This is a genomic window from Rhizobium sp. NLR16a (genome assembly GCF_017948245.1).
Classification (GTDB): Bacteria; Pseudomonadota; Alphaproteobacteria; order Rhizobiales; family Rhizobiaceae; genus Rhizobium.
Genome location: NZ_CP072865.1, coordinates 1,511,069 through 1,530,228 on the forward strand (window position 1 = coordinate 1,511,069; position 19,160 = coordinate 1,530,228).

Sequence of the window (19,160 nt, forward strand, 5' to 3'; positions counted from 1 at the left end):
CGCTTCAGGAAAACCCGTCATCCAGTCGGTCTACTGGATGGAGCCGACGGCCATTTCGTCGACCTGACGAGTCAATGTCAGGCCGATAACCGGGATCATCTGGCTTTCGACCTTGACCGACACGGTAACGTTCATCGTCTTGTCGTCACGCACGCGGGCGATCATCGCGCCATTCAGCTTGGCGCGGTTAATGCCGACCACGACCGTATCCTCGGTGACGGCGCCGGAGACGACGTCAAGACCCTTGCCGGCGGCGCCGTCGAGGAACTTGCCCTTGTAGGTGGAGCCCGACTGCGAGATGACGGCGCTCATCGGCTGCTTGAAGACGCCGACGCGGCAGGTTCCATCGAGCTTGATGCCGGCAGTGCTGTCGCCGGTGGGTTCACCGGTCAGGTTGCAGGTGAATTTCGTGCCCTTGTACTTGCCGGCGACGATCTCGCCCGGGCCCTTCCAAGAGCCGGTGACGGATTCGAAGAAGGCCTTGTCGCGGGTTGCGGCAGTGGCTGCCGGAGCGACGTCTGCGACAGGAGACAATGCCGCGGCGGCGAGGCCGCATAAGAAGAGAAACTGGCGCGAATACATGGATTTTCCTTGGCAAACACCACTCACGAACTGGTGCCAAGTTTTGCCGAAGAATGGTTAATCCTTCCTTTCGATTGTGCCGAAATGCGAGTGATTGGATTTCTGTCGTGCCGCGCGGATTTTAGGATCCGGCGGCTACAGTGTTGAATCTGCTTAACTTCGCCAACTTCACCTACGGGAAGGTGAGAGCTGCGGAATCGCCTCGTCGCTTAAGGATTGTTGCCGCGCGGCGACATTGAAGGTGTGAGGTCGCCGATAAAATCGCCGATTCCCGGTCGCTTCACCGCACGAAAGGCAAGCGGGCGACAGAGATCCATCGCCGCGATTCCGATGCGAGCGGTCATCAGGCCGTTGATCACGCCTTCGCCGAGTCGAGCCGATAGCTTCGAGGCCAGCCCATGGCCGAGCACCTGCTGGACGAGACTGTCGCCGACAGCGATCGAGCCGGTGACGGCGAGATGGGCCAGCACGTCACGCAGGAGGCGGCACATGCCGAGCGTGCCGGGGCGGCCTCCGTAAAGCTCGGCCATGGCGCGGATGAGGCGCACGGACTCGTAGAGCACATAAAGCAGATCGACGATCGCGCGCGGGCTGACGGCGGTAACGATCGAGACGCGCTTGGAGGCGTTGACGATGAGCGCCCGCGCTTTGCGGTCGAGTGGGGCCAGGAGTTCGCGTTCGGCCAAGGCGATCAGATGCGGGGGGTCGATGACCTCGCCCTCGGTCGCCTTCAGCGTCGCGCGGCCCTTCGATGTCTCGGGGCTGGCCGCAAGAAGCGTGGTGAGGCGCGCAACGACGGCGCGCGCTTTCGCCGGCCGTGTTTCGAGGATCGCCGCCTCTGCTTCCGCCTTGATCGCTTGAACAGCGGCAAGGCGCATCATGCCCGCGGTCTCGCGGATGACGAGGGCAAGAACGGCGAGAATGCCGATCGCCAGCACGCCAAGAGCTGCATAACCCAGCCAGTCGGCGCGGGTGAAGAGATTGCGGATCAGCCGGTCGGTCCAGAGGCCGATGCCGAGCGATAGCAGGATCCCGAAAGCGCCTAGTGCGATCTTGCCGAAGGAGGTGCGCCGCTTGCGTGGCGTCGCCACCGGCACTGCGCTCGCATCCCTGTCGGGATTGATGAAGGGATCCTCCTCGTCAGGCGTCAAGACGATGTCTTCCGAGAAGCTTTCCGGTCTGCGTCGGCCTTGCTGTTGCCGACCATTGTCGCGCGGCACGGCAGCCTCATCCTCATAGGCGAAGGCGGCGGGTGGCCGTTGCGGCAAATCGGAGGGGGGCTTACTCATGCGAGACGGTCTCCGAACAGGAACTGCATGGCGCGGTCAAGGCGGATATGCGGCACCGACAGCTTGATGCCGCCGCCGGTCTCCTCGAGATGCGGCGGGCGGAATCGGACGACGTTAACGTCGGGCAGGGTATCGGCGGTCTCGCCGGAAGCGATGCGGTCGAACAGGCTTTCCGGATCCAGCGGCAGGTCTCCGGGGAAGATCGCGGTCTTTTTCTGGCCGTCGAATCGCTCGCCGGCAATGGTTTCACCCTCCATCGGCGTGCCGACGATGACAGGCAGTTCATGGCCGTCGCGTTTGACCGATGCCTCGCGCGTGGCGCGCACGGAAGCGAGCGCCATCACGTCGATTCCGGCTCCGGCCATGCCGATGCGGGCGATGGCGCGATCGACGAGGCGGCGGGTCAGCGCATCGAGCCGATCATGGCTCTCATGATGGAGATGGTCGGCCTTGGTGGCGGCGACCAGCACACGGTCGATACGGCGCCCCAGCAGCGACGAGAGCAGCGAGTTGGTGCCGGGGCGGAAGCAGGCGAGCACGTCGGTCAGCGCGCGCTCCAGATCCTGGACGGCTTCGGGGCCGCGGTTCATGGCCTGCAGCGCGTCGACCAGCACGATCTGCCGGTCGAGCCGGGCGAAATGCTCGCGGAAGAACGGTTTGACGACCACGGATTTATAGGCCTCGTAACGCCGCTCCATCATCGTCCAGAGCGAGCCGCGATGGGGACGCGCGCCCGGCGGCAGGACGAGCGGGGCGAAAGTCAGTGCCGGCGAGCCGTCGAGATCGCCGGGCAGAAGCAGACGCCCGGGCGGCAAAGTGGAGAGTGAGCGTTCGTCGGCCTTGCAGGCCTTGAGGTAATCGGCAAAGGCGGTGGCAAGCGCGCGGGCTGCCATCTCGTCGGCGCCGGCATTTATATCGGCGGCACGTGTCAGAGCCAACCATTCCCGCGACAGTTCGGAGCGCACGCCGTTTTGCGCAAGCGCAATCGTTTCCTCGCTGAACGTGCGGTAATCCTTGCCGAGCAGCGGCAGGTCGAGCAACCATTCGCCTGGATAATCGACGATATCGATTGACAGCCTGCCAGGCGAGAACAGGCGGTTCCACCCGCTGGCGCTCTGATAATCGACCGTAATGCGCAGTTCGGAAATGGCGCGCGTGGAATCCGGCCAGACGCGGTCCTTCACCAGCGCCCGGATATGATCCTCATATTGGAAACGGGGCACGGCATCATCGGGCTGAGGCTCCAGCCGCACGGCCGAAACGCGTCCCGACTGCACCGGCTCGAACAGCGGCAGCCGGCCGCCATGCAGGAGATTGTGGACAAGCGAGGAGATGAAGACCGTCTTACCGGAGCGGGAGAGGCCGGTGACGCCGAGCCGCACGGTCGGATTGACGAGGCCGCTTGCCCTGTCAGCGAGATTATCAAACGCGATGCGGGCGTCGTCGGCGAGGGATGTCAGGCGTGGCGGCAAGGCGCAATTCCGGTTGATGACTGCCGGCAATATAGGAAGACTGCACCGCCCGAAAAAGAAGCGGAGCGAAAGACTTCAGACGACGAGAAAATCGATCAGGCGCCAGCCGCTGGCGGAAGCATCGAAATCGACAACGGCAAGACCTGCCGTTGGAAAGCCGGCGGGAAGGGCGTTTACCATGGCCTCGCGGCCGATCAGCGCCTCGAGCGCCTGCTCGATCGTCGGGTTGTGGCCGACCAGCATGACGGCGGCATTATCCTGCGCATCGACGATTTCGACATAGGTATCGACCGTGGCGTTGTAGAGCGCGTCGATGTAACTCACGTCGAGTGTCAAACCCATTGCCCGATGGACGGCGTCGGCGGTGTCGCGGCAGCGAAGCGCCGTCGAACTGATCAGAAGATCGGGACGGTAGCCCTTGGCGGCGGCTTTGTCGGCGATAACCTCGGCATCGCCGTAGCCTTTTTCGTTGAGCGGGCGGTCGAAATCGCGCTGTCCGGGTTCGGCCCAGGCGGCCTCGGCGTGACGCAGGAGATAGATGCGATTGGGCGGAGGCAGGGGTACGGTCATGGGTAAATCCGGGATCGGCGGGTCTTTTCAGTAGCGGTTGCGATCATCCGCCGTCAACCGCCAGCCATGCCGCAACGGCCCAAAACGTGGGCGACCACAAGGCGTTTTGAAGACGAGACGAAAATTGCGAACGCGAATAATCATGAGAAAATAATCCCTTAGCCAAAAATTGTAACAGATTTAAAAATCTGTTTAGCTGTCGTATTTGGCTTGAATCGCGGCTAGCGCTTGGGATATACACCCGCCCAGATGAGATGTTCTTCAGGAGAATCGCGTTGAGTGAGAAGATCGATCTTAGCAATTACGTTCCCTCGGAAGAGGAAGAATTCATGAACGTAAACCAGCGTGCCTACTTCAGGGCAAAGCTGGTCGCCTGGAAAAACGATATCCTTAGAGAAGCGCGCGAAACACTCGACCATCTGGCCGAGGAAAGCGCAAACCATCCCGATCTCGCCGACAGGGCGTCGTCGGAAACCGACAGGGCGATCGAACTTCGCGCCCGCGATCGGCAGAGAAAACTGATCTCCAAGATCGACGCGGCGCTGCAGCGCATCGAAGACGGCACCTACGGGTATTGCGAGGAAACCGGCGAACCGATCGGTCTCAAGCGTCTCGACGCCCGTCCGATCGCGACGCTGTCGATCGAGGCGCAGGAGCGCCACGAACGTCGCGAAAAGGTCTACCGCGACGAATGACCATTCCCATGCAGAGATGAGACACATTCAGCGCCGCGATCCGATCGCGGCGCTTTTTGTTGAGCCATCTCCCGATGTGTCGAAGAGGCGGTTACGGGAAAGCGTCCGTCGCCAGAGCTTTCCAGAATGGTTCCCGCTCCGCCTCCGTGGCGAGATCGATTGTGACGAGGGTGCCATTCTTGATCCGCCGCCGCATGATGTCGGCCCGCTCGGGCTCTGTTCGACAGAGGCCCCGATCGTGAAGAGCCTGCAGGCGGGAGCGTGATATCTTCAACTCGCCGGCCAGCAGCCGATCCAGGCGTATGCTTGCTGGAAACGGAGCCGCCAGTTCGATTTCCAGCCTCGTCCAGCCTGGGGTCTCGTGCCGGATCTCCTTGGCGATGTCGAATTCGGCGAACTCGTCCACACGCTGTGACTTGCGCCGCAGCGAATCAAGATTGAAGGTTTCCGCCCGAATCCAGCTCGGGTCGTTGGACTGCAGCGCGTCGAGAATCATCGGATCGACGTCTCGAATATTTCGGCGTTCGAAGATCGGGCGGTTCCATGTCCTTTCGCAGATCAGGCATTTGTAGATCAGCCAGGCGTCGAGCTTGCGACCGTTTGCATTAAGCCGGATCTTGCCGCTGGATCGGAAAGCTCTGAGGCCCCCGCATCCACCGCAGGCAATCCATGGCTGCGGCGCCGTTTTGGGAGTGATGGTCCATCGGACCCGAAGTGTCTTGCACATATCGTCTTGGTCTTCCGTTCGGAAGTCCACCAAGATGGTGCATGAGAAAACCCTTGCGGGCGCGGTATGGCGATGTTGTGGGCGGCTGAAGAGCTGAGACAGCAGAGCTGCACATGGCACATTGTAACAATGCCAAACCGGTCTCTCGCCACCACCCGATGAACATGTTCGCATGCCGTCAGCGCGTCGCTCACGGCTACACGGGTGAAACTGGGGTGAGACCGGTATTTACTTAGGCAAAGTCTACCTCGGATGCGCCAATGCTCTTCAACCTGATCGATAGCAAATGATCGGCATGATAGGGAGTCCCCGAGGTGTTGGCGAGGTGAAAGCCGCAGCATTGCGGCTTTTATGCAACTTCATGACGAAGCTAACGGATGACAACCGAGATGTAAGCGTTTGTCTTACTTGTCGCGGTTGACGCTCATTTCGCCGAAGATGCGGGCGACTTCTTTCTGCAGGTCGGTGTCGGCACCGGTGATGGGGGCAAGCTCGGGATCACGGCGCGGCTGGTTGGCCGGCTGCGGCGCGGCCTGACGAGGGCCCTGATTTGCCGGGGCCGGCACGATGCGCTCGGCCGTCAAATTGTTTGACATTTCCTCTTCCAGCACCCGTTGGAAATCACGGCGGATCGCCGCTGCCGATTGCACAGCCGCATCGTCCTCGGCCGTAGCGGCAGCGGCGCGCGGCGCCGGCATATCCGGGGCGGAGACCTCGGGCTCGATGCGCTGCTGAGGCAGCACGCGCTGGCGGGCGGCATCCAGGATTTCGGCGGCGCTTGCGGTATCGCGGAACGATGCCGGCTGCGCGCCGGCGGCAGCAGAGGGGCGCTCCGGGGTGCGCGCTTGGGGCGGGACAGCGCGTAGGGATTGGTCGCGTTCGGTCGATAGAGGTGCCGTCGCCGGTTCTGGCGGAAGAGGGCCGGTGGCCACCGGCGGCGGCATGGTGGGCGCGGCCGATGGTTCGGGGCGCGGCCGCGGCTCCGATGCGGTGGGCGCAGCGAAGGGGTGGGCGGCGGCCGGCTCGGCGCGGGGTGTGACCGGCGCACGGGCGGCGGAAACAGGCGGTGTTTCCGGCCGCGGGACTGCAATCGGCCGATCGGCGGCAGGCTCCGGGCGTGAGAGGCTTTCCGGCTGCTCGGTCGTCTGCGGCAGGATCCGGCTTTCAATGACGATATCGGTCGGGCCACCGATCATGATAAGATGCTCGACATCATCTCGGCGCACCAGCACCAGCCGGCGGCGGGCGTCGACGGCTGCCGCGTCCAGCACCTGCAGGCGGGGCTGACGGTTGCGACCGCCGCGTACAAAGGGCGACGGGGCGCGGCCTCGCATCAGCCAGAGTGCCAGAATGAGCAGGAGGAGCGCCAGGCCAACGCCACCGGCCGCAAGCAGGAAACGGCTGCCATAGGCTGCGACAAGATCATCGAACATAGTCACTCACTCCATTTCACATTCGGCACATATTGACGACTTTTCCGTCCCTTAGGCAAGGGCAGCCGGCCCTGTCCAGCCATGCACGAATGCGATTTCGTGTTATGCCGAATTGCAGCTGCCGGCGTCGCGCGCAGGCAGCTGCCGCAGGCATCAGCCGCAGATGGCGCTCTTGCCTGTGAATTCAAGCGGTCTTGCCGGCGACCGGTGTTTTTGCCGGCTTGGCAAATTGCTAAGAAGGAAAGAGCGCCTGATTCCCGCTTCTTATTCGTGCTACGAGGTGGGGGGGCATATGCGAGGAATATATGACGAAACCGCGTCAGGTCGACGACTATAACGCACCGCTTGTGGATCGTGGGGGGCGTTCTGGCACGGTTTTGCGCATTCTTCTCCTGGCGCTCGTGCTGATCGCGGCCGCCGGGGCTTTTGTCGTCTTCAAGCGATCGCTCGACAACGAGATGGTGCTCGGCGGTCTAGGCGTTCTCGCCATGGTCGGCATCTTCTTCCTGGTATCTTCCGTCATCGGCTTCATCGAAGTGATGCCGCAGCGCCAGTCCGACAGCCTGGCGCGCGCCTTCCTCAACAGCCACCCGGATGGCACGCTGATCACCGACGAAAAGGGCCGTATCATCTATGCCAACGCCGCCTATGGCGCGCTCACCGGCGCGCGCAAGGCAACAGAAGTGCAGACGCTGGAAACGCTGCTGTCGCGGCATCGCGAATCCAACGAGGCGCTCTACCGGCTTGTCAACGGTCTGCGCGAGGGCAAGGAGGGCCGGGAGGAATTCCGCCTGCTGCGCGCCGTCGGGCCCGGCAGCAACAGCTCGGGCGCGCATTGGTACCGGCTGAAGGTGCGGCTGCTGCAGCCGGAGGATGATGGCGGCAAGCCGCTTCAGATCTGGCAGATCACCGACATTACCGCCGAACGCGACGATCAGGAGCGCTTCTTCAAGGAGCTGCAGAATGCGATCGACTATCTCGATCACGCTCCGGCCGGTTTCTTCTCCGCCGGCAGGAAGGGCGAAATCTTCTACCTGAACGCGACACTTGCCGAGTGGCTGGGCCTCGACCTGACCAAGTTCCTGCCCGGCTCGATGTCGATTGGCGATCTGGTGGCGGGCGAGGGGCTGGCGCTGATCCAGTCGGTGCAGGCCGAGCCCGGCCTGAAAAAAACCGTGACGCTGGATCTCGATCTGCGCAAGACCAACGGCCAGAGCCTGCCGGTGCAGATCATCCACAGCGTCACCTCGATGCGCGACGGCGCTCCAGGCGAAAGCCGGACGATCGTGCTGGCGCGCGGAAAGAGCAGCGAGAGCGGCCAGTCCGCTTCGGCCGCCGCCATGCGCTTCACCCGCTTCTTCAACAATACGCCGATGGCGATCGCCTCGGTCGACGGCGATGGACGCATCCTGCGCACCAACGCTCCGTTCCTGAAGCTGTTCTCCGGCATCGTCTCGCGCGACGACCTGGAAAAGGCGCCGTATCTCGAAACCATCGTGCAGGAGAGCGACCGGCCGCAACTGGCCGCGGCGCTGACGGCCGCCAAGGACCGGCAGGGTGACATCCCGCCGCTCGACACCCGCACGCCGACCGACGAGGCGCGCTATTTCCGCTTCTATGTCAACGCCGTCATCGACCAGAGCGACGAGGCGCCGGAAGAAGCGGCGATCGTCTATGCCGTCGAGGTGACCGAGCAGAAGGCGCTGGAAGCGCAAATGGCGCAGACGCAAAAGATGAACGCTGTCGGAACGCTCGCCGGTGGTATTGCACATGACTTCAACAACGTCCTGACGGCGATCCTGCTTTCTTCCGATCACCTGCTGCTGCAGGCGCGTCCTTCCGATGCAAGCTTCGCCGATCTGATGGAAATCAAGCGCAACGCCAACCGCGCCGCGGTGCTGGTGCGCCAGTTGCTCGCCTTCTCACGTAAGCAGACGATGCGGCCCTCGGTGCTGAACCTCACTGATGTCGTCGGCGACCTGCGCATGCTGGTCGACCGGCTGCTCTCCGGCACCAATGTCAAGCTCGATGTGCAATATGGCCGCGATCTCTGGCCCGTCAAAACGGACCTTTCGCAATTCGAGCAGGTGCTAATCAATCTCTGCGTCAATGCGCGCGACGCAATGCCCGACGGCGGCACGCTGACGCTGCGCACCCGTAATCTGACTGCAGCCGACGTCGCGGCCTTCAACTATTCCTACATGCCGGCCGAGGACATGGTGCTGGTCGAAGTCGCCGATACCGGTACAGGCATCGCGCCCGAGATCATGGACAAGATTTTCGAGCCCTTCTTCACCACCAAGGATGTCGGCAAGGGCACCGGGCTTGGTCTCGCCATGGTCTACGGCATCGTCAAGCAGTCCGGCGGCTACATCCAGCCAGAATCCGAAGTCGGCAAAGGCACGACCTTCCGGGTCTTCCTGCCGCGCCACATCCCGGAGCCGGCGATTGCCGCGGAGGCGGGTTCGATCGACAGTGCCATCAATGAAGTCCCAGCCGCGCCCGCGGTGACCGCGCAGCAGCCGGAGGACCTGACCGGCTCGGCCGTCGTCCTTCTCGTCGAAGACGAGGAAGCGGTGCGCCGCGGCGGCAAGCGCATGCTGGAAACGCGCGGCTACACCGTGCATGAGGCGGGCTCGGGCGTCGAGGCGCTGAGCATCATGGAGGAGCTCGAGGGCAAGGTCGACATTGTCGTTTCCGACGTGGTCATGCCCGAAATGGACGGCCCGACGCTGCTGCGCGAGTTGCGAAAGAATTACCCCGACCTGAAATTCATCTTCGTCTCCGGCTATGCCGAGGACGCCTTTGCCCGCAATCTGCCCCCGGATGCGAAATTCGGATTTTTGCCCAAGCCGTTCTCGCTGAAGCAGCTTGCCGTGGTGGTGAAGGAAACGTTGGATAGCTAATTACGGCTTGATGGTTTCCGGAGAGAGCACACTGTGTGGCACCCGCTCTGTCCTGCCGGACATCTCCCCCACAAGGGGGAGATCGATGAGCGGCTTAGCCGTCCCACACAGCCACCGCTTTGCCGAGCTACAACGCCTATTGTTTTGGTAAACCTTGGGTCCAGCCAATCTCCCCACCTGTGGGGGAGATGCCCGGCAGAGCAGAGGGGCGGCTCAACGGCACTATCTATCTGTATGGCGGGACCGGCCCGGCCGTCAAAAATTACTCACCCAAAGCCACGGCAATCTCCGCCGCAAGCCTTGCATTGTTCTCCACCAGAGCGATGTTCGTCTTCAGGCTCTGACCATCCGTCAGGTCGAAGATGGTCGAGAGCAGATAAGGCGTCACCGCCTTGCCGGTCACTTCGTCGCGCTCGGCGCTATCAAGTGCCCGCTCGATATAGATTTCCATCTCTTCACGCGCGATTTCGTCGGCTTCCGGCACCGGATTGGCGACGAGCATGCCGCCGTCGATGCCGAGCTGTTCGCGCACCGTCTGGAAATTGGCGATGGCCGCCGGGCTGTTCAGCGAGAGCGGGCTGCGGATACCTGATGAACGCGACCAGAAGGCTGGGAATTCTTCGCTCTCATAGGTGACCACGGGCACGCCGCGCGTCTCCAGCACTTCAAGCGTCTTTGGAATGTCGAGGATTGCCTTGGCGCCGGCGCAGACGACGATAACGCCGGTGCGCGCGAGCTCTTCGAGATCGGCTGATATATCGAAGCTTTCCTCGGCGCCGCGATGCACGCCGCCGATGCCGCCTGTGGCGAAGACACGAATGCCGGCGCGGGCCGCCGCGATCATCGTCGCCGCGACCGTGGTGGCGCCGGTGCGGCGCTCGGCGATCGCGAAGGCGAGATCGGCCCGCGACACCTTCATCACCTCAGTTGCCTTGGCAAGCTGCTCCAGTTGCGCAGCTTCAAGGCCGATATGCAGCGTGCCGTGGATGACCGCGATCGTTGCCGGCACGGCGCCCTGTTCGCGAATGATCGTCTCGACGCTGCGCGCCATTTCGATATTGCCGGGATAGGGCATGCCGTGCGTGATGATGGTCGATTCCAGCGCCACCAGCGGTGCGCCGCGCTGCTTGGCGCTGGCGACCTCCTTCGAATAGGCGATCGGCAGAAGAGGGGAGATGGGCTTGGTCATGATCTTGTCCTGTGATCGGCGGAGCATGAAACCGAAAAGCGTGGGCGGTTTTCGAACGGCATCATGCTCAACTCTTTAATTCAGTCGCTTCAATGTAGAATTCTGACCTCGGGAACAAGGGCAAGTGCCTCGTTCAAGAGATCCGGCGTCAGATTTTCGTTGACGGCGTGCCGGGACTGCACCGTGAGCGCTGCCGCCGCCGCGCCGTGGCGAATGGCCTCCTCAAGCGGCAGGCCAAATATCAAGGCGGCGAGCGTGCCGGCGGCAAGGGAATCGCCGGCGCCCGTGACATCGGCGACGGTGTCGGCGATTGGCGGCTGCAGCGCCACGGCGCGGTCTTTGCAAATCGCAACAAGCTCACGCCGGCCGCGGGTGACCACGGCGTTTCTGATGCCGATCTCGTTCAGGAGCGGCGGCCAACCGCCCAAATCCTCCGGCTGCACGCCGGTAACGGCAGCGGCTTCGGCCTCGTTCAGGAACAGATAGTCGATATCCGCGATGCAGGGTTTCAGCCGGACCACCTTGGCCGGCGAGATTGCGATGGCCGCGACGGGTTTGGCCAGGGAGTTCGCCTTGGCGACGATCGCCGCGATCGTCTCTTCCGGCAGATTGGCGTCGACGAGAATGAAATCATGCGCGGCGAAGGCCTCGCGCACCCAGCGGATGGACAGGCGCCGCGGCACGAAGAAGCGGTAGAGATCCATATCGGCAAGGGCGATCACGAGGTCGCCGTTCTTCTCGATGATCGCTGTGTAGCTCGGCGTCTTGCGGTCGAGGAAGACGAAGGGCCGATCGTCGATGCCGGCGAAATCGGCGGCTTCGCCGACCATTTCGCCGAAGGGATCGCCGCCGCGCGGCGAGATCATCGTCACGTGAAAGCCCAGTCTTGCAAGGTTGCGCGCCGCATTGAAACCGCCGCCGCCCGGCTCCTCGAACCAGGTGCCGGGGTTGCTGGCCCCTGGCGCCGTTTCGCCGGAGATGCGGCCACGCCTGTCGATATGGGCGCCGCCGAGAGCGAGAATCTTTTTCATCAACTCACCCGCTTCTCATAACCCGGGAAAGGCGAATCGAAGCGGTCCGCCTGGCTGCGACAAAGCCGGCTCATAAGGCCTAAGCCGTTGCTTTGCATTGATAAAACAAATGTAGAACACGGGCCGTTTTACCTTTTTCTTTCAAATGTTTGTACGCCTATTGCGGGAATGGAACAAATAGGGTACAAACTCGACATTGCTTGAGCGGCTTCAATAACCTAAAGGTGGATCGGATGTCTCAGAATTCATTGCGGCTGGTAGAGGACAAATCGGTGGACAAAAGCAAGGCGCTTGAAGCGGCACTCTCACAGATAGAGCGGTCGTTCGGCAAGGGCTCGATTATGAAACTCGGTTCCAACGAGAACGTTGTCGAGATCGAGACGGTTTCGACGGGCTCGCTTGGTCTTGATATCGCGCTCGGCATCGGCGGTCTGCCGAAGGGCCGTATCATTGAAATCTATGGGCCGGAAAGCTCGGGCAAAACAACGCTTGCGCTGCAAACCATTGCGGAATCGCAGAAGAAGGGCGGCATCTGCGCTTTCGTCGATGCTGAACACGCGCTCGACCCGGTCTATGCCCGCAAGCTTGGCGTCGATCTGCAGAACCTTCTGATCTCGCAGCCAGACACCGGCGAGCAGGCGCTCGAAATCACCGACACGCTGGTGCGCTCCGGCGCCGTCGACGTTCTCGTCGTCGACTCGGTCGCCGCGCTGACGCCGCGCGCCGAAATCGAAGGCGAGATGGGCGACAGCCTGCCGGGCATGCAAGCCCGCCTGATGAGCCAGGCGCTGCGCAAGCTGACCGCTTCGATCTCCAAGTCGAACTGCATGGTGATCTTCATCAACCAGATCCGCATGAAGATCGGCGTCATGTTCGGTTCGCCGGAGACAACGACGGGCGGCAATGCGCTGAAATTCTATGCGTCCGTGCGCCTCGACATTCGCCGCATCGGCTCGGTCAAGGAGCGCGAAGAGGTGGTCGGCAACCAGACCCGCGTCAAAGTCGTCAAGAACAAGATGGCGCCTCCCTTCAAGCAGGTCGAGTTCGACATCATGTATGGCGAAGGCGTGTCGAAGACAGGCGAACTCGTCGATCTCGGCGTCAAGGCCGGTATCGTCGAGAAGTCGGGCGCCTGGTTCTCCTATAACAGCCAGCGTCTCGGCCAGGGCCGCGAAAACGCCAAAACCTTCCTGCGCGACAATCCGGATCTCGCTCGGGAGATCGAGCTGGCGCTGCGCCAGAATGCCGGCCTGATCGCCGATCGTTTCCTGCAGAATGGCGGTCCGGATGCCGATGACGGCGATGCCGCCGCGGAAATGTAATTTTCGCGCTTGAACTTGATCTGATATCTCAGCCGGCTGCATTCCCTTATCAGAATGCGGCCGGTTTTGTTTGTCGGCTGGACAGTGGCGGAGGCGAACGTTAAAAGCCGATGGATTTGTATTTACCGGCCTCGGGCAGCATTGAAGGGCATAGAATGAGCGGCGTGAACGATATCCGGTCGACCTTCCTCGACTATTTCAAGAAGAACGGCCACGAGATCGTTCCGTCCAGTCCGCTCGTGCCGCGCAACGACCCGACGCTGATGTTCACCAATGCCGGCATGGTGCAATTCAAGAACGTCTTCACCGGCCTGGAAAAACGTCCTTATGCGACGGCGACAACCTCGCAGAAGTGCGTGCGCGCCGGCGGCAAGCATAATGACCTCGACAATGTCGGCTATACCGCGCGTCACCTGACCTTCTTCGAAATGCTCGGCAATTTCTCCTTCGGCGACTATTTCAAGGAGAATGCGATCGAGCTTGCCTGGAAGCTGGTGACCGAAGGGTTCGGCCTGCCGAAGCATCGTCTGCTGGTGACCGTCTATTCCGAAGACGAGGAAGCTGCGGCTTTGTGGAAGAAGATCGCCGGTTTCTCCGACGACAAGATCATCCGCATCCCGACCTCCGACAACTTCTGGCAGATGGGCGATACCGGCCCCTGCGGCCCGTGCTCGGAAATCTTCATTGACCAGGGCGAGAATGTCTGGGGCGGCCCTCCCGGTTCGCCCGAGGAAGACGGTGACCGGTTCCTGGAATTCTGGAACCTGGTTTTCATGCAGTTCGAGCAGACCGAGCCGGGGGTTCGCAATCCGCTGCCGCGTCCGTCGATCGACACCGGCATGGGTCTGGAGCGCATGGCCTGCATCCTCCAGGGCGTTCAGAGCGTCTTCGATACCGATCTTTTCCGCATGCTGACCGGCACCATCGAGGACACGATAGGAGTCAAGGCGGAAGGCAGTGCCAGCCACCGCGTCATCGCCGACCATCTGCGCTCCTCGGCCTTCCTGATCGCCGACGGCGTGCTGCCGTCGAATGAGGGCCGAGGCTATGTGCTGCGCCGTATCATGCGTCGCGCCATGCGGCACGCCCAGCTTCTCGGCGCCAAGGAGCCGCTGATGTACAAGCTGCTGCCGACGCTGGTGCAGGAGATGGGCCGCGCTTATCCGGAACTCGTGCGCGCCGAGGCGCTGATCTCAGAGACGCTGAAGCTTGAAGAAGGCCGCTTCCGCAAGACGCTGGAGCGTGGCCTGTCGCTGCTGTCGGATGCGACCACAGATCTCGGCAAGGGCGACATGCTGGATGGCGAGACCGCCTTCAAGCTTTACGACACCTACGGCTTCCCGCTCGACCTGACGCAAGACGCCCTGCGCGCTCGCGAGATCGGCGTCGACATCGCGGGCTTCACCGATGCCATGGAGCGCCAGAAGGCCGAAGCCCGCTCGCATTGGGCCGGCTCCGGCGAGAAGGCAACCGAAACCGTCTGGTTCGAGCTTAAGGAAAAGCATGGCGCAACCGAGTTCCTCGGTTACGACACAGAGAGCGCTGAAGGCGTGGTGCAGGCGATCGTCAAAGACAGCGCCGTTGCCGACGAAGCCAAGGCCGGCGACAAGGTGCAGATCGTCGTCAACCAGACGCCGTTCTATGGAGAATCCGGCGGTCAGATGGGCGATACCGGCGTCATCTCCTCGGACCACGGCAAGATCGAGATATCGGACACGCAGAAGAAGGGCGAGGGCCTCTTCGTGCATACCGGCACCGTCGTCCAAGGTGCCTTCAAGACCGGCGATGCTGTCGTTCTGACTGTCGACCATGCACGCCGTTCGCGTCTGCGCGCCAACCATTCGGCAACCCACCTGCTGCACGAGGCGCTGCGCGAAGTGCTCGGAACCCACGTTGCCCAGAAGGGCTCGCTGGTTGCGCCCGAGCGCCTGCGTTTCGACGTTTCGCATCCCAAGCCGATGTCGGCCGAGGAGTTGAAGGTGGTCGAGGACATGGCAAACGAGATCGTGCTGCAGAATGCGCCCGTCACGACCCGCCTGATGAGCGTCGACGACGCGATCGCCGAAGGCGCGATGGCGCTCTTCGGCGAGAAATACGGCGATGAGGTGCGCGTCGTTTCGATGGGCACGGGTCTGCACGGCGCAAAAAGCAACAGGCCTTACTCGGTCGAACTTTGTGGTGGCACGCATGTGTCGGCGACCGGTCAGATCGGCCTCGTGCACATCCTCGGCGAAAGCGCCGTCGGCGCCGGTGTTCGCCGTATCGAAGCGGTGACCGGTGAATCGGCGCGCGAATATCTCGCCGAGCAGGATGATCGCGTGAAGACGCTCGCTGCCTCGCTGAAGGTGCAGCCTTCGGAAGTTCTGTCGCGCGTCGAAGCGCTGATGGACGAGCGCCGCAAGCTCGAAAAGGAACTGGCCGACGCCAAGCGCAAGCTCGCCATGGGCGGCGGGCAGGGCGGCTCTGCCGATGCGGTGCGCGAGGTCGCTGGAGTGAAATTCCTCGGTAAGGCCGTGGCCGGCGTCGATCCGAAGGACCTGAAGGGTCTTGCCGATGACGGCAAGGCCAGCATCGGTTCCGGCATCGTGACGCTGATCGGTGTATCCGAAGATGGCAAGGCGAGCGCCGTCGTTGCGGTGACGCCGGATCTCGTTGAGCGTTTCAGTGCTGTCGATCTGGTGCGTGTCGCCTCGGCCGCCCTCGGCGGCAAAGGCGGCGGCGGACGTCCCGACATGGCGCAGGCCGGCGGTCCGAACGGCGCCAAGGCTGATGAGGCGCTCGAGGCTGTTGCAGCGGCACTTGCAGGCTGATCGTCGAGCGTGAGAACTGTTTGAAAGAGCAGCCGGCTGCGAGATCTTGGATTTCGCAGCCGGTTTTGTTTTCGCTGCGCGGCGGCGGCGGTCAGTTTCTCGTCTGCAGTGCGAAACGGCACGCGAGCCCGGTAAAGACTGTTGCGAGCATATATTGCGGCAGTTTCGGGAAACGGCGCATCGAGCCAAGTCGTGAACGGATCTACATGCAGATCGGCAAAGCCTTCGAGACGTTGTTCGGCACACTTTACGCCCGCGGCCTTGGCAGACCCGCTATGCGGATGATCGGCGTCTATGTCGATGACCCGGACATCGTGCCGGCTGAGAAGCTGCGCTCGATCGCCTGCGTCACGAGTGGTTCGGACGTTCCAGCCGAGGCGCCGTTCGAGCGGCGCAGTTTCGACGGTGGCGACTATGCCGTGCTACGCCACAAAGGTCCCTATGCCGACATGTATAAGGCCTATCAGTGGCTCTACGCGGAGTGGCTGCCAAAGTCAGGACGGCAGCTGAAGGACAGCATCATGTTCGAGGAGTATCTGAACAACCCGCGCGAGGTGCCGCCGACCGAACTGATGACGGATATTCACATGCCGCTCGCCTGACGGCGGACATCCCCGACGCGGCGGCTTGGCCGTCGCGCCGGATTGAACGTCAGGCGGCCTGCATCGTCTTGCCGGCCTCGTCGTCCAGGTCATTGGCGCGTTTGTAGGCTTCCCGCTCGCTGATGCGGCCGAAATAATCGATGAAGGCCTGGCGCTTTTCAATGCTGCCGAAACCGAGGCCCCAGCCGATATGGGCGCCGACATAGACGTCGGCGGCGGTGAAGCGTTCGCCGGTGACATAGGTCGAGCCGGAGACGGCCATTTCGAGCGTGTTCATGACGTCGCCGAAACCGCCGCAGCCGGCCATGCGCAGGCGTTCGGCGGGAATTTCGAAGCCGAGCGCTTTCATCGTTACCGCCGATTCAAGAGGGCCGGCGGCAAAGAACAACCAGCGGTAATAGGCGGCGCGCTCCTCCGGCCTCGGCGCCAGACCCTTTTCCGGAAAGGTTTCGGCAAGATAGGCGCAGATCGCTGCGCATTCGGTGACGATGGTGTTGCCGTGACGGATCGCCGGCACCTTGCCCATCGGATTGACCTTGAGATATTCCGGCGCCTTCATGGTTTCACCGAAGGTCAGGAGTTCGGTGCGATAGGGCTGCCCGATCTCCTCCAGCATCCAGCGCGCGATGCGTCCGCGCGACATCGGGTTGGTATAGAATACCAGTTCTTCGGTCATGACATCCTCATCGTGTAGCGATTATTTCAGGCGTTTCCCGCTCGGCAGAATCAATAGAGCGGCAAGATCCTTGTGCAACCCCCGGCGTTCAAAGCGCCTTGCGGTACTGGATGAACCCCGAGCGTTCGGCGATCCTGTCGTAGAGGCGCCGGGCGGTGACATTGCCTTCATGGGTCATCCAGTAGAGCCGGCCGGCACCGTTTTGCCGTGCCAGCCCGGCGACAGCCTCGATCAGCGCGGCTCCGCTGCCGAGCCCGCGTTGGCTGTCCTCGACATAAAGGTCCTGCAGATAGCAGGTCCATTGCGGCAGCCAGCAGGAGCGATGGAAGATCGCGTGGGCGATGCCGACGAGGCGGCCGTCTTCGTCGAAGGCGCCGAGCGCGTGCATCGGTTCGTCGGGATCGTGGAAGCGGCCCCAGGTGAGGTCCGTGGTTTCAGGCGGGATGACTACTTCGTAGAAACGCTGGTAAGCCGCCCATAAGGGCTCCCAGGCGGCGCGGTCAGAGGGTTGGAGCGGGCGCACGGTCGCCGTCATTTTCAATTCTCCCAAAACGAAAAACGGCGGGGAAATCCCCGCCGTCAATGCTATTCCGAAAAGACCTGATTACGCCATGGCCTTCTGCAGGTTCTGGTCGATCTTGTCGAGGAAGGCGGTGGTCGAGAGCCACGGCTGGTCGGGGCCGATGAGCAGCGCCAGGTCCTTGGTCATGAAGCCGGATTCGACGGTATCGACGCAGACCTTTTCCAGCGTCGAGGCGAATTTGGCGAGTTCGGCATTGTCGTCGAGCTTGGCGCGGTGCGCGAGGCCGCGGGTCCAGGCGAAGATCGAGGCGATCGAGTTCGTCGAGGTTTCCTGGCCCTTCTGGTGCTGGCGGTAATGGCGGGTCACCGTGCCGTGAGCGGCTTCGGCTTCAACCGTCTTGCCGTCGGGCGTCAGCAGAACCGAGGTCATCAGGCCGAGCGAGCCGAAGCCCTGCGCAACCGTGTCGGACTGGACGTCGCCGTCATAGTTTTTGCAGGCCCAGACGTAGCCGCCAGACCACTTCAGGGCCGAAGCGACCATGTCGTCGATCAGGCGGTGTTCATAGGTGATGCCGACTTCCTTGAACTGGTCCTTGAATTCGGTCTCGTAGACTTCTTCGAAAATGTCCTTGAAGCGGCCGTCATAGGCCTTGAGGATGGTGTTCTTGGTCGACAGGTAGACCGGCCACTTGCGCATCAGGCCGTACATCATCGAAGCGCGGGCGAATTCGCGGATCGATTCATCGAGGTTGTACATGGCCATGGCAACGCCGGCGCCCGGAGCGTTAAAGACTTCCTTCTCGATGACCGTGCCGTCTTCGCCGACGAACTTGATCGTCAGCTTGCCCTTGCCGGGGAATTTGAAGTCGGTGGCGCGATACTGGTCGCCGAAAGCGTGACGACCGACGACGATCGGCTGGGTCCAGCCGGGAACCAGGCGCGGCACGTTGCGGCAGATGATCGGCTCGCGGAAGATGACGCCGCCGAGGATGTTGCGGATCGTGCCGTTCGGGCTCTTCCACATTTCCTTGAGGTTGAATTCCTTGACGCGGGCTTCATCGGGCGTGATGGTCGCGCACTTGATGCCGACGCCGTACTTTTTAATGGCGTTGGCGGCGTCGACGGTGACCTGGTCGTTGGTGGCGTCGCGGTTTTCGACCGAGAGGTCGTAGTAGTCGATGTCGAGGTTGAGATACGGATGGATCAGCTTATCCTTGATGAGCTGCCAGATGATGCGCGTCATTTCATCGCCGTCGAGATCGGCGACGGGATTGGCGACCTTGATCTTCTTCATGTATCTGCCTCGTTAAGCTTGGAATGGGGCGGTTGCCCCG

The 19,160-nt window shown here is 62.3% G+C and carries 15 protein-coding genes and 2 pseudogenes; 5 read left to right on the forward strand and 12 right to left on the reverse strand.

Going from position 1 to position 19,160, the window contains the following annotated elements; all coding sequences use genetic code 11:
- Window positions 1–30: 30 nt before the first annotated feature.
- The 4 genes from J7U39_RS07180 to J7U39_RS07195 all read right to left on the reverse strand — a co-directional run bounded on the left by J7U39_RS07180 (window position 31) and on the right by J7U39_RS07195 (window position 3,913).
- Entirely contained in the window at window positions 31–582 is a 552-nt protein-coding gene (locus J7U39_RS07180; RefSeq protein ID WP_011425593.1) for a hypothetical protein, read from the reverse strand.
- A gap of 209 nt (window positions 583–791) precedes the next feature.
- Window positions 792–1,871 (reverse strand): TIGR01620 family protein, encoded by a 1,080-nt coding sequence (locus J7U39_RS07185; RefSeq protein ID WP_210631118.1) that lies wholly within the window; start codon window positions 1,869–1,871, stop codon window positions 792–794.
- A complete protein-coding gene (locus tag J7U39_RS07190; RefSeq protein ID WP_210631119.1) occupies window positions 1,868–3,343 on the reverse strand; it encodes a YcjX family protein in 1,476 nt (491 codons plus the stop codon). Before J7U39_RS07190 ends, J7U39_RS07185 begins: the two co-directional genes overlap by 4 nt.
- Before the next feature lie 75 nt (window positions 3,344–3,418).
- Window positions 3,419–3,913 (reverse strand): histidine phosphatase family protein, encoded by a 495-nt coding sequence (locus tag J7U39_RS07195; RefSeq protein WP_210631120.1) that lies wholly within the window; start codon window positions 3,911–3,913, stop codon window positions 3,419–3,421.
- Window positions 3,914–4,188: 275 nt separating this feature from the next.
- Here J7U39_RS07195 and dksA point away from each other — a divergent pair, with 275 nt between their 5' ends.
- The gene (gene dksA, locus J7U39_RS07200; RefSeq protein ID WP_008525884.1) at window positions 4,189–4,608 is read left to right on the forward strand and encodes an RNA polymerase-binding protein DksA; all 420 of its coding nucleotides are present in this window, start codon (window positions 4,189–4,191) and stop codon (window positions 4,606–4,608) included.
- A gap of 91 nt (window positions 4,609–4,699) precedes the next feature.
- Here dksA and J7U39_RS07205 read toward each other — a convergent pair whose 3' ends face one another.
- Window positions 4,700–5,335: a DUF1062 domain-containing protein gene (locus J7U39_RS07205; RefSeq protein WP_210631121.1), complete on the reverse strand. Its 636-nt coding sequence runs from the start codon at window positions 5,333–5,335 to the stop codon at window positions 4,700–4,702.
- A 404-nt stretch (window positions 5,336–5,739) separates the two neighbouring features.
- The gene (locus J7U39_RS07210) at window positions 5,740–6,768 is read right to left on the reverse strand and encodes a flagellar biosynthetic protein FliO (RefSeq protein WP_210631122.1); all 1,029 of its coding nucleotides are present in this window, start codon (window positions 6,766–6,768) and stop codon (window positions 5,740–5,742) included.
- A gap of 305 nt (window positions 6,769–7,073) precedes the next feature.
- Between J7U39_RS07210 and J7U39_RS07215 the strand changes: the two genes are divergently transcribed.
- Window positions 7,074–9,674, forward strand: a complete 2,601-nt coding sequence (locus J7U39_RS07215; RefSeq protein ID WP_210631123.1) for a cell cycle histidine kinase CckA — start codon at window positions 7,074–7,076, stop codon at window positions 9,672–9,674.
- A 262-nt stretch (window positions 9,675–9,936) separates the two neighbouring features.
- Here J7U39_RS07215 and J7U39_RS07220 read toward each other — a convergent pair whose 3' ends face one another.
- Both J7U39_RS07220 and J7U39_RS07225 read right to left on the reverse strand, forming a co-directional pair.
- The gene (locus J7U39_RS07220; RefSeq protein WP_064806159.1) at window positions 9,937–10,863 is read right to left on the reverse strand and encodes a pseudouridine-5'-phosphate glycosidase; all 927 of its coding nucleotides are present in this window, start codon (window positions 10,861–10,863) and stop codon (window positions 9,937–9,939) included.
- Between the two features lie 89 nt (window positions 10,864–10,952).
- On the reverse strand, window positions 10,953–11,897 hold the full coding sequence (locus J7U39_RS07225) for a carbohydrate kinase family protein (RefSeq protein ID WP_210631124.1): 945 nt from the start codon (window positions 11,895–11,897) through the stop codon (window positions 10,953–10,955).
- 230 nt (window positions 11,898–12,127) lie between these two features.
- Between J7U39_RS07225 and recA the strand changes: the two genes are divergently transcribed.
- The gene (gene recA, locus J7U39_RS07230; protein ID WP_011425583.1) at window positions 12,128–13,216 is read left to right on the forward strand and encodes a recombinase RecA; all 1,089 of its coding nucleotides are present in this window, start codon (window positions 12,128–12,130) and stop codon (window positions 13,214–13,216) included.
- Between the two features lie 155 nt (window positions 13,217–13,371).
- Window positions 13,372–16,026, forward strand: a complete 2,655-nt coding sequence (gene alaS, locus J7U39_RS07235; protein WP_210631125.1) for an alanine--tRNA ligase — start codon at window positions 13,372–13,374, stop codon at window positions 16,024–16,026.
- A gap of 91 nt (window positions 16,027–16,117) precedes the next feature.
- Here alaS and J7U39_RS31740 read toward each other — a convergent pair.
- Window positions 16,118–16,228 (reverse strand): annotated as a pseudogene (locus J7U39_RS31740) (LysE family translocator); the annotation flags it as partial.
- A 1-nt stretch (window position 16,229) separates the two neighbouring features.
- Here J7U39_RS31740 and J7U39_RS07240 point away from each other — a divergent pair.
- Window positions 16,230–16,628, forward strand: a pseudogene (locus tag J7U39_RS07240) (GyrI-like domain-containing protein); the annotation flags it as partial.
- A 49-nt stretch (window positions 16,629–16,677) separates the two neighbouring features.
- Here the strand turns inward: J7U39_RS07240 and J7U39_RS07245 are convergent.
- The 3 genes from J7U39_RS07245 to J7U39_RS07255 form a co-directional block, all read right to left on the reverse strand.
- Window positions 16,678–17,304, reverse strand: a complete 627-nt coding sequence (locus tag J7U39_RS07245; protein ID WP_210631126.1) for a glutathione S-transferase family protein — start codon at window positions 17,302–17,304, stop codon at window positions 16,678–16,680.
- A gap of 88 nt (window positions 17,305–17,392) precedes the next feature.
- Window positions 17,393–17,839, reverse strand: coding sequence for a GNAT family N-acetyltransferase (locus tag J7U39_RS07250; protein ID WP_210631127.1), 447 nt, complete (start codon window positions 17,837–17,839; stop codon window positions 17,393–17,395).
- A gap of 69 nt (window positions 17,840–17,908) precedes the next feature.
- Entirely contained in the window at window positions 17,909–19,120 is a 1,212-nt protein-coding gene (locus J7U39_RS07255; protein ID WP_210631128.1) for an NADP-dependent isocitrate dehydrogenase, read from the reverse strand.
- Window positions 19,121–19,160 lie beyond the last annotated feature (40 nt).

Excerpts from the sequence above, each read along its gene's own strand:
- J7U39_RS07180 (WP_011425593.1), bottom strand. The coding sequence starts at position 582 with ATGTATTCGCGCCAGTTTCTCTTCTTATGCGGCCTCGCCGCCGCGGCA.
- J7U39_RS07185 (WP_210631118.1), bottom strand. The coding sequence starts at position 1,871 with ATGAGTAAGCCCCCCTCCGATTTGCCGCAACGGCCACCCGCCGCCTTC.
- J7U39_RS07195 (WP_210631120.1), bottom strand. The coding sequence starts at position 3,913 with ATGACCGTACCCCTGCCTCCGCCCAATCGCATCTATCTCCTGCGTCAC.
- J7U39_RS07205 (WP_210631121.1), bottom strand. The coding sequence starts at position 5,335 with ATGTGCAAGACACTTCGGGTCCGATGGACCATCACTCCCAAAACGGCG.
- J7U39_RS07210 (WP_210631122.1), bottom strand. The coding sequence starts at position 6,768 with ATGTTCGATGATCTTGTCGCAGCCTATGGCAGCCGTTTCCTGCTTGCG.
- J7U39_RS07215 (WP_210631123.1), top strand. The coding sequence starts at position 7,074 with ATGACGAAACCGCGTCAGGTCGACGACTATAACGCACCGCTTGTGGAT.
- J7U39_RS07220 (WP_064806159.1), bottom strand. The coding sequence starts at position 10,863 with ATGACCAAGCCCATCTCCCCTCTTCTGCCGATCGCCTATTCGAAGGAG.
- recA (WP_011425583.1), top strand. The coding sequence starts at position 12,128 with ATGTCTCAGAATTCATTGCGGCTGGTAGAGGACAAATCGGTGGACAAA.
- alaS (WP_210631125.1), top strand. The coding sequence starts at position 13,372 with ATGAGCGGCGTGAACGATATCCGGTCGACCTTCCTCGACTATTTCAAG.
- J7U39_RS07245 (WP_210631126.1), bottom strand. The coding sequence starts at position 17,304 with ATGACCGAAGAACTGGTATTCTATACCAACCCGATGTCGCGCGGACGC.
- J7U39_RS07250 (WP_210631127.1), bottom strand. The coding sequence starts at position 17,839 with ATGACGGCGACCGTGCGCCCGCTCCAACCCTCTGACCGCGCCGCCTGG.
- J7U39_RS07255 (WP_210631128.1), bottom strand. The coding sequence starts at position 19,120 with ATGAAGAAGATCAAGGTCGCCAATCCCGTCGCCGATCTCGACGGCGAT.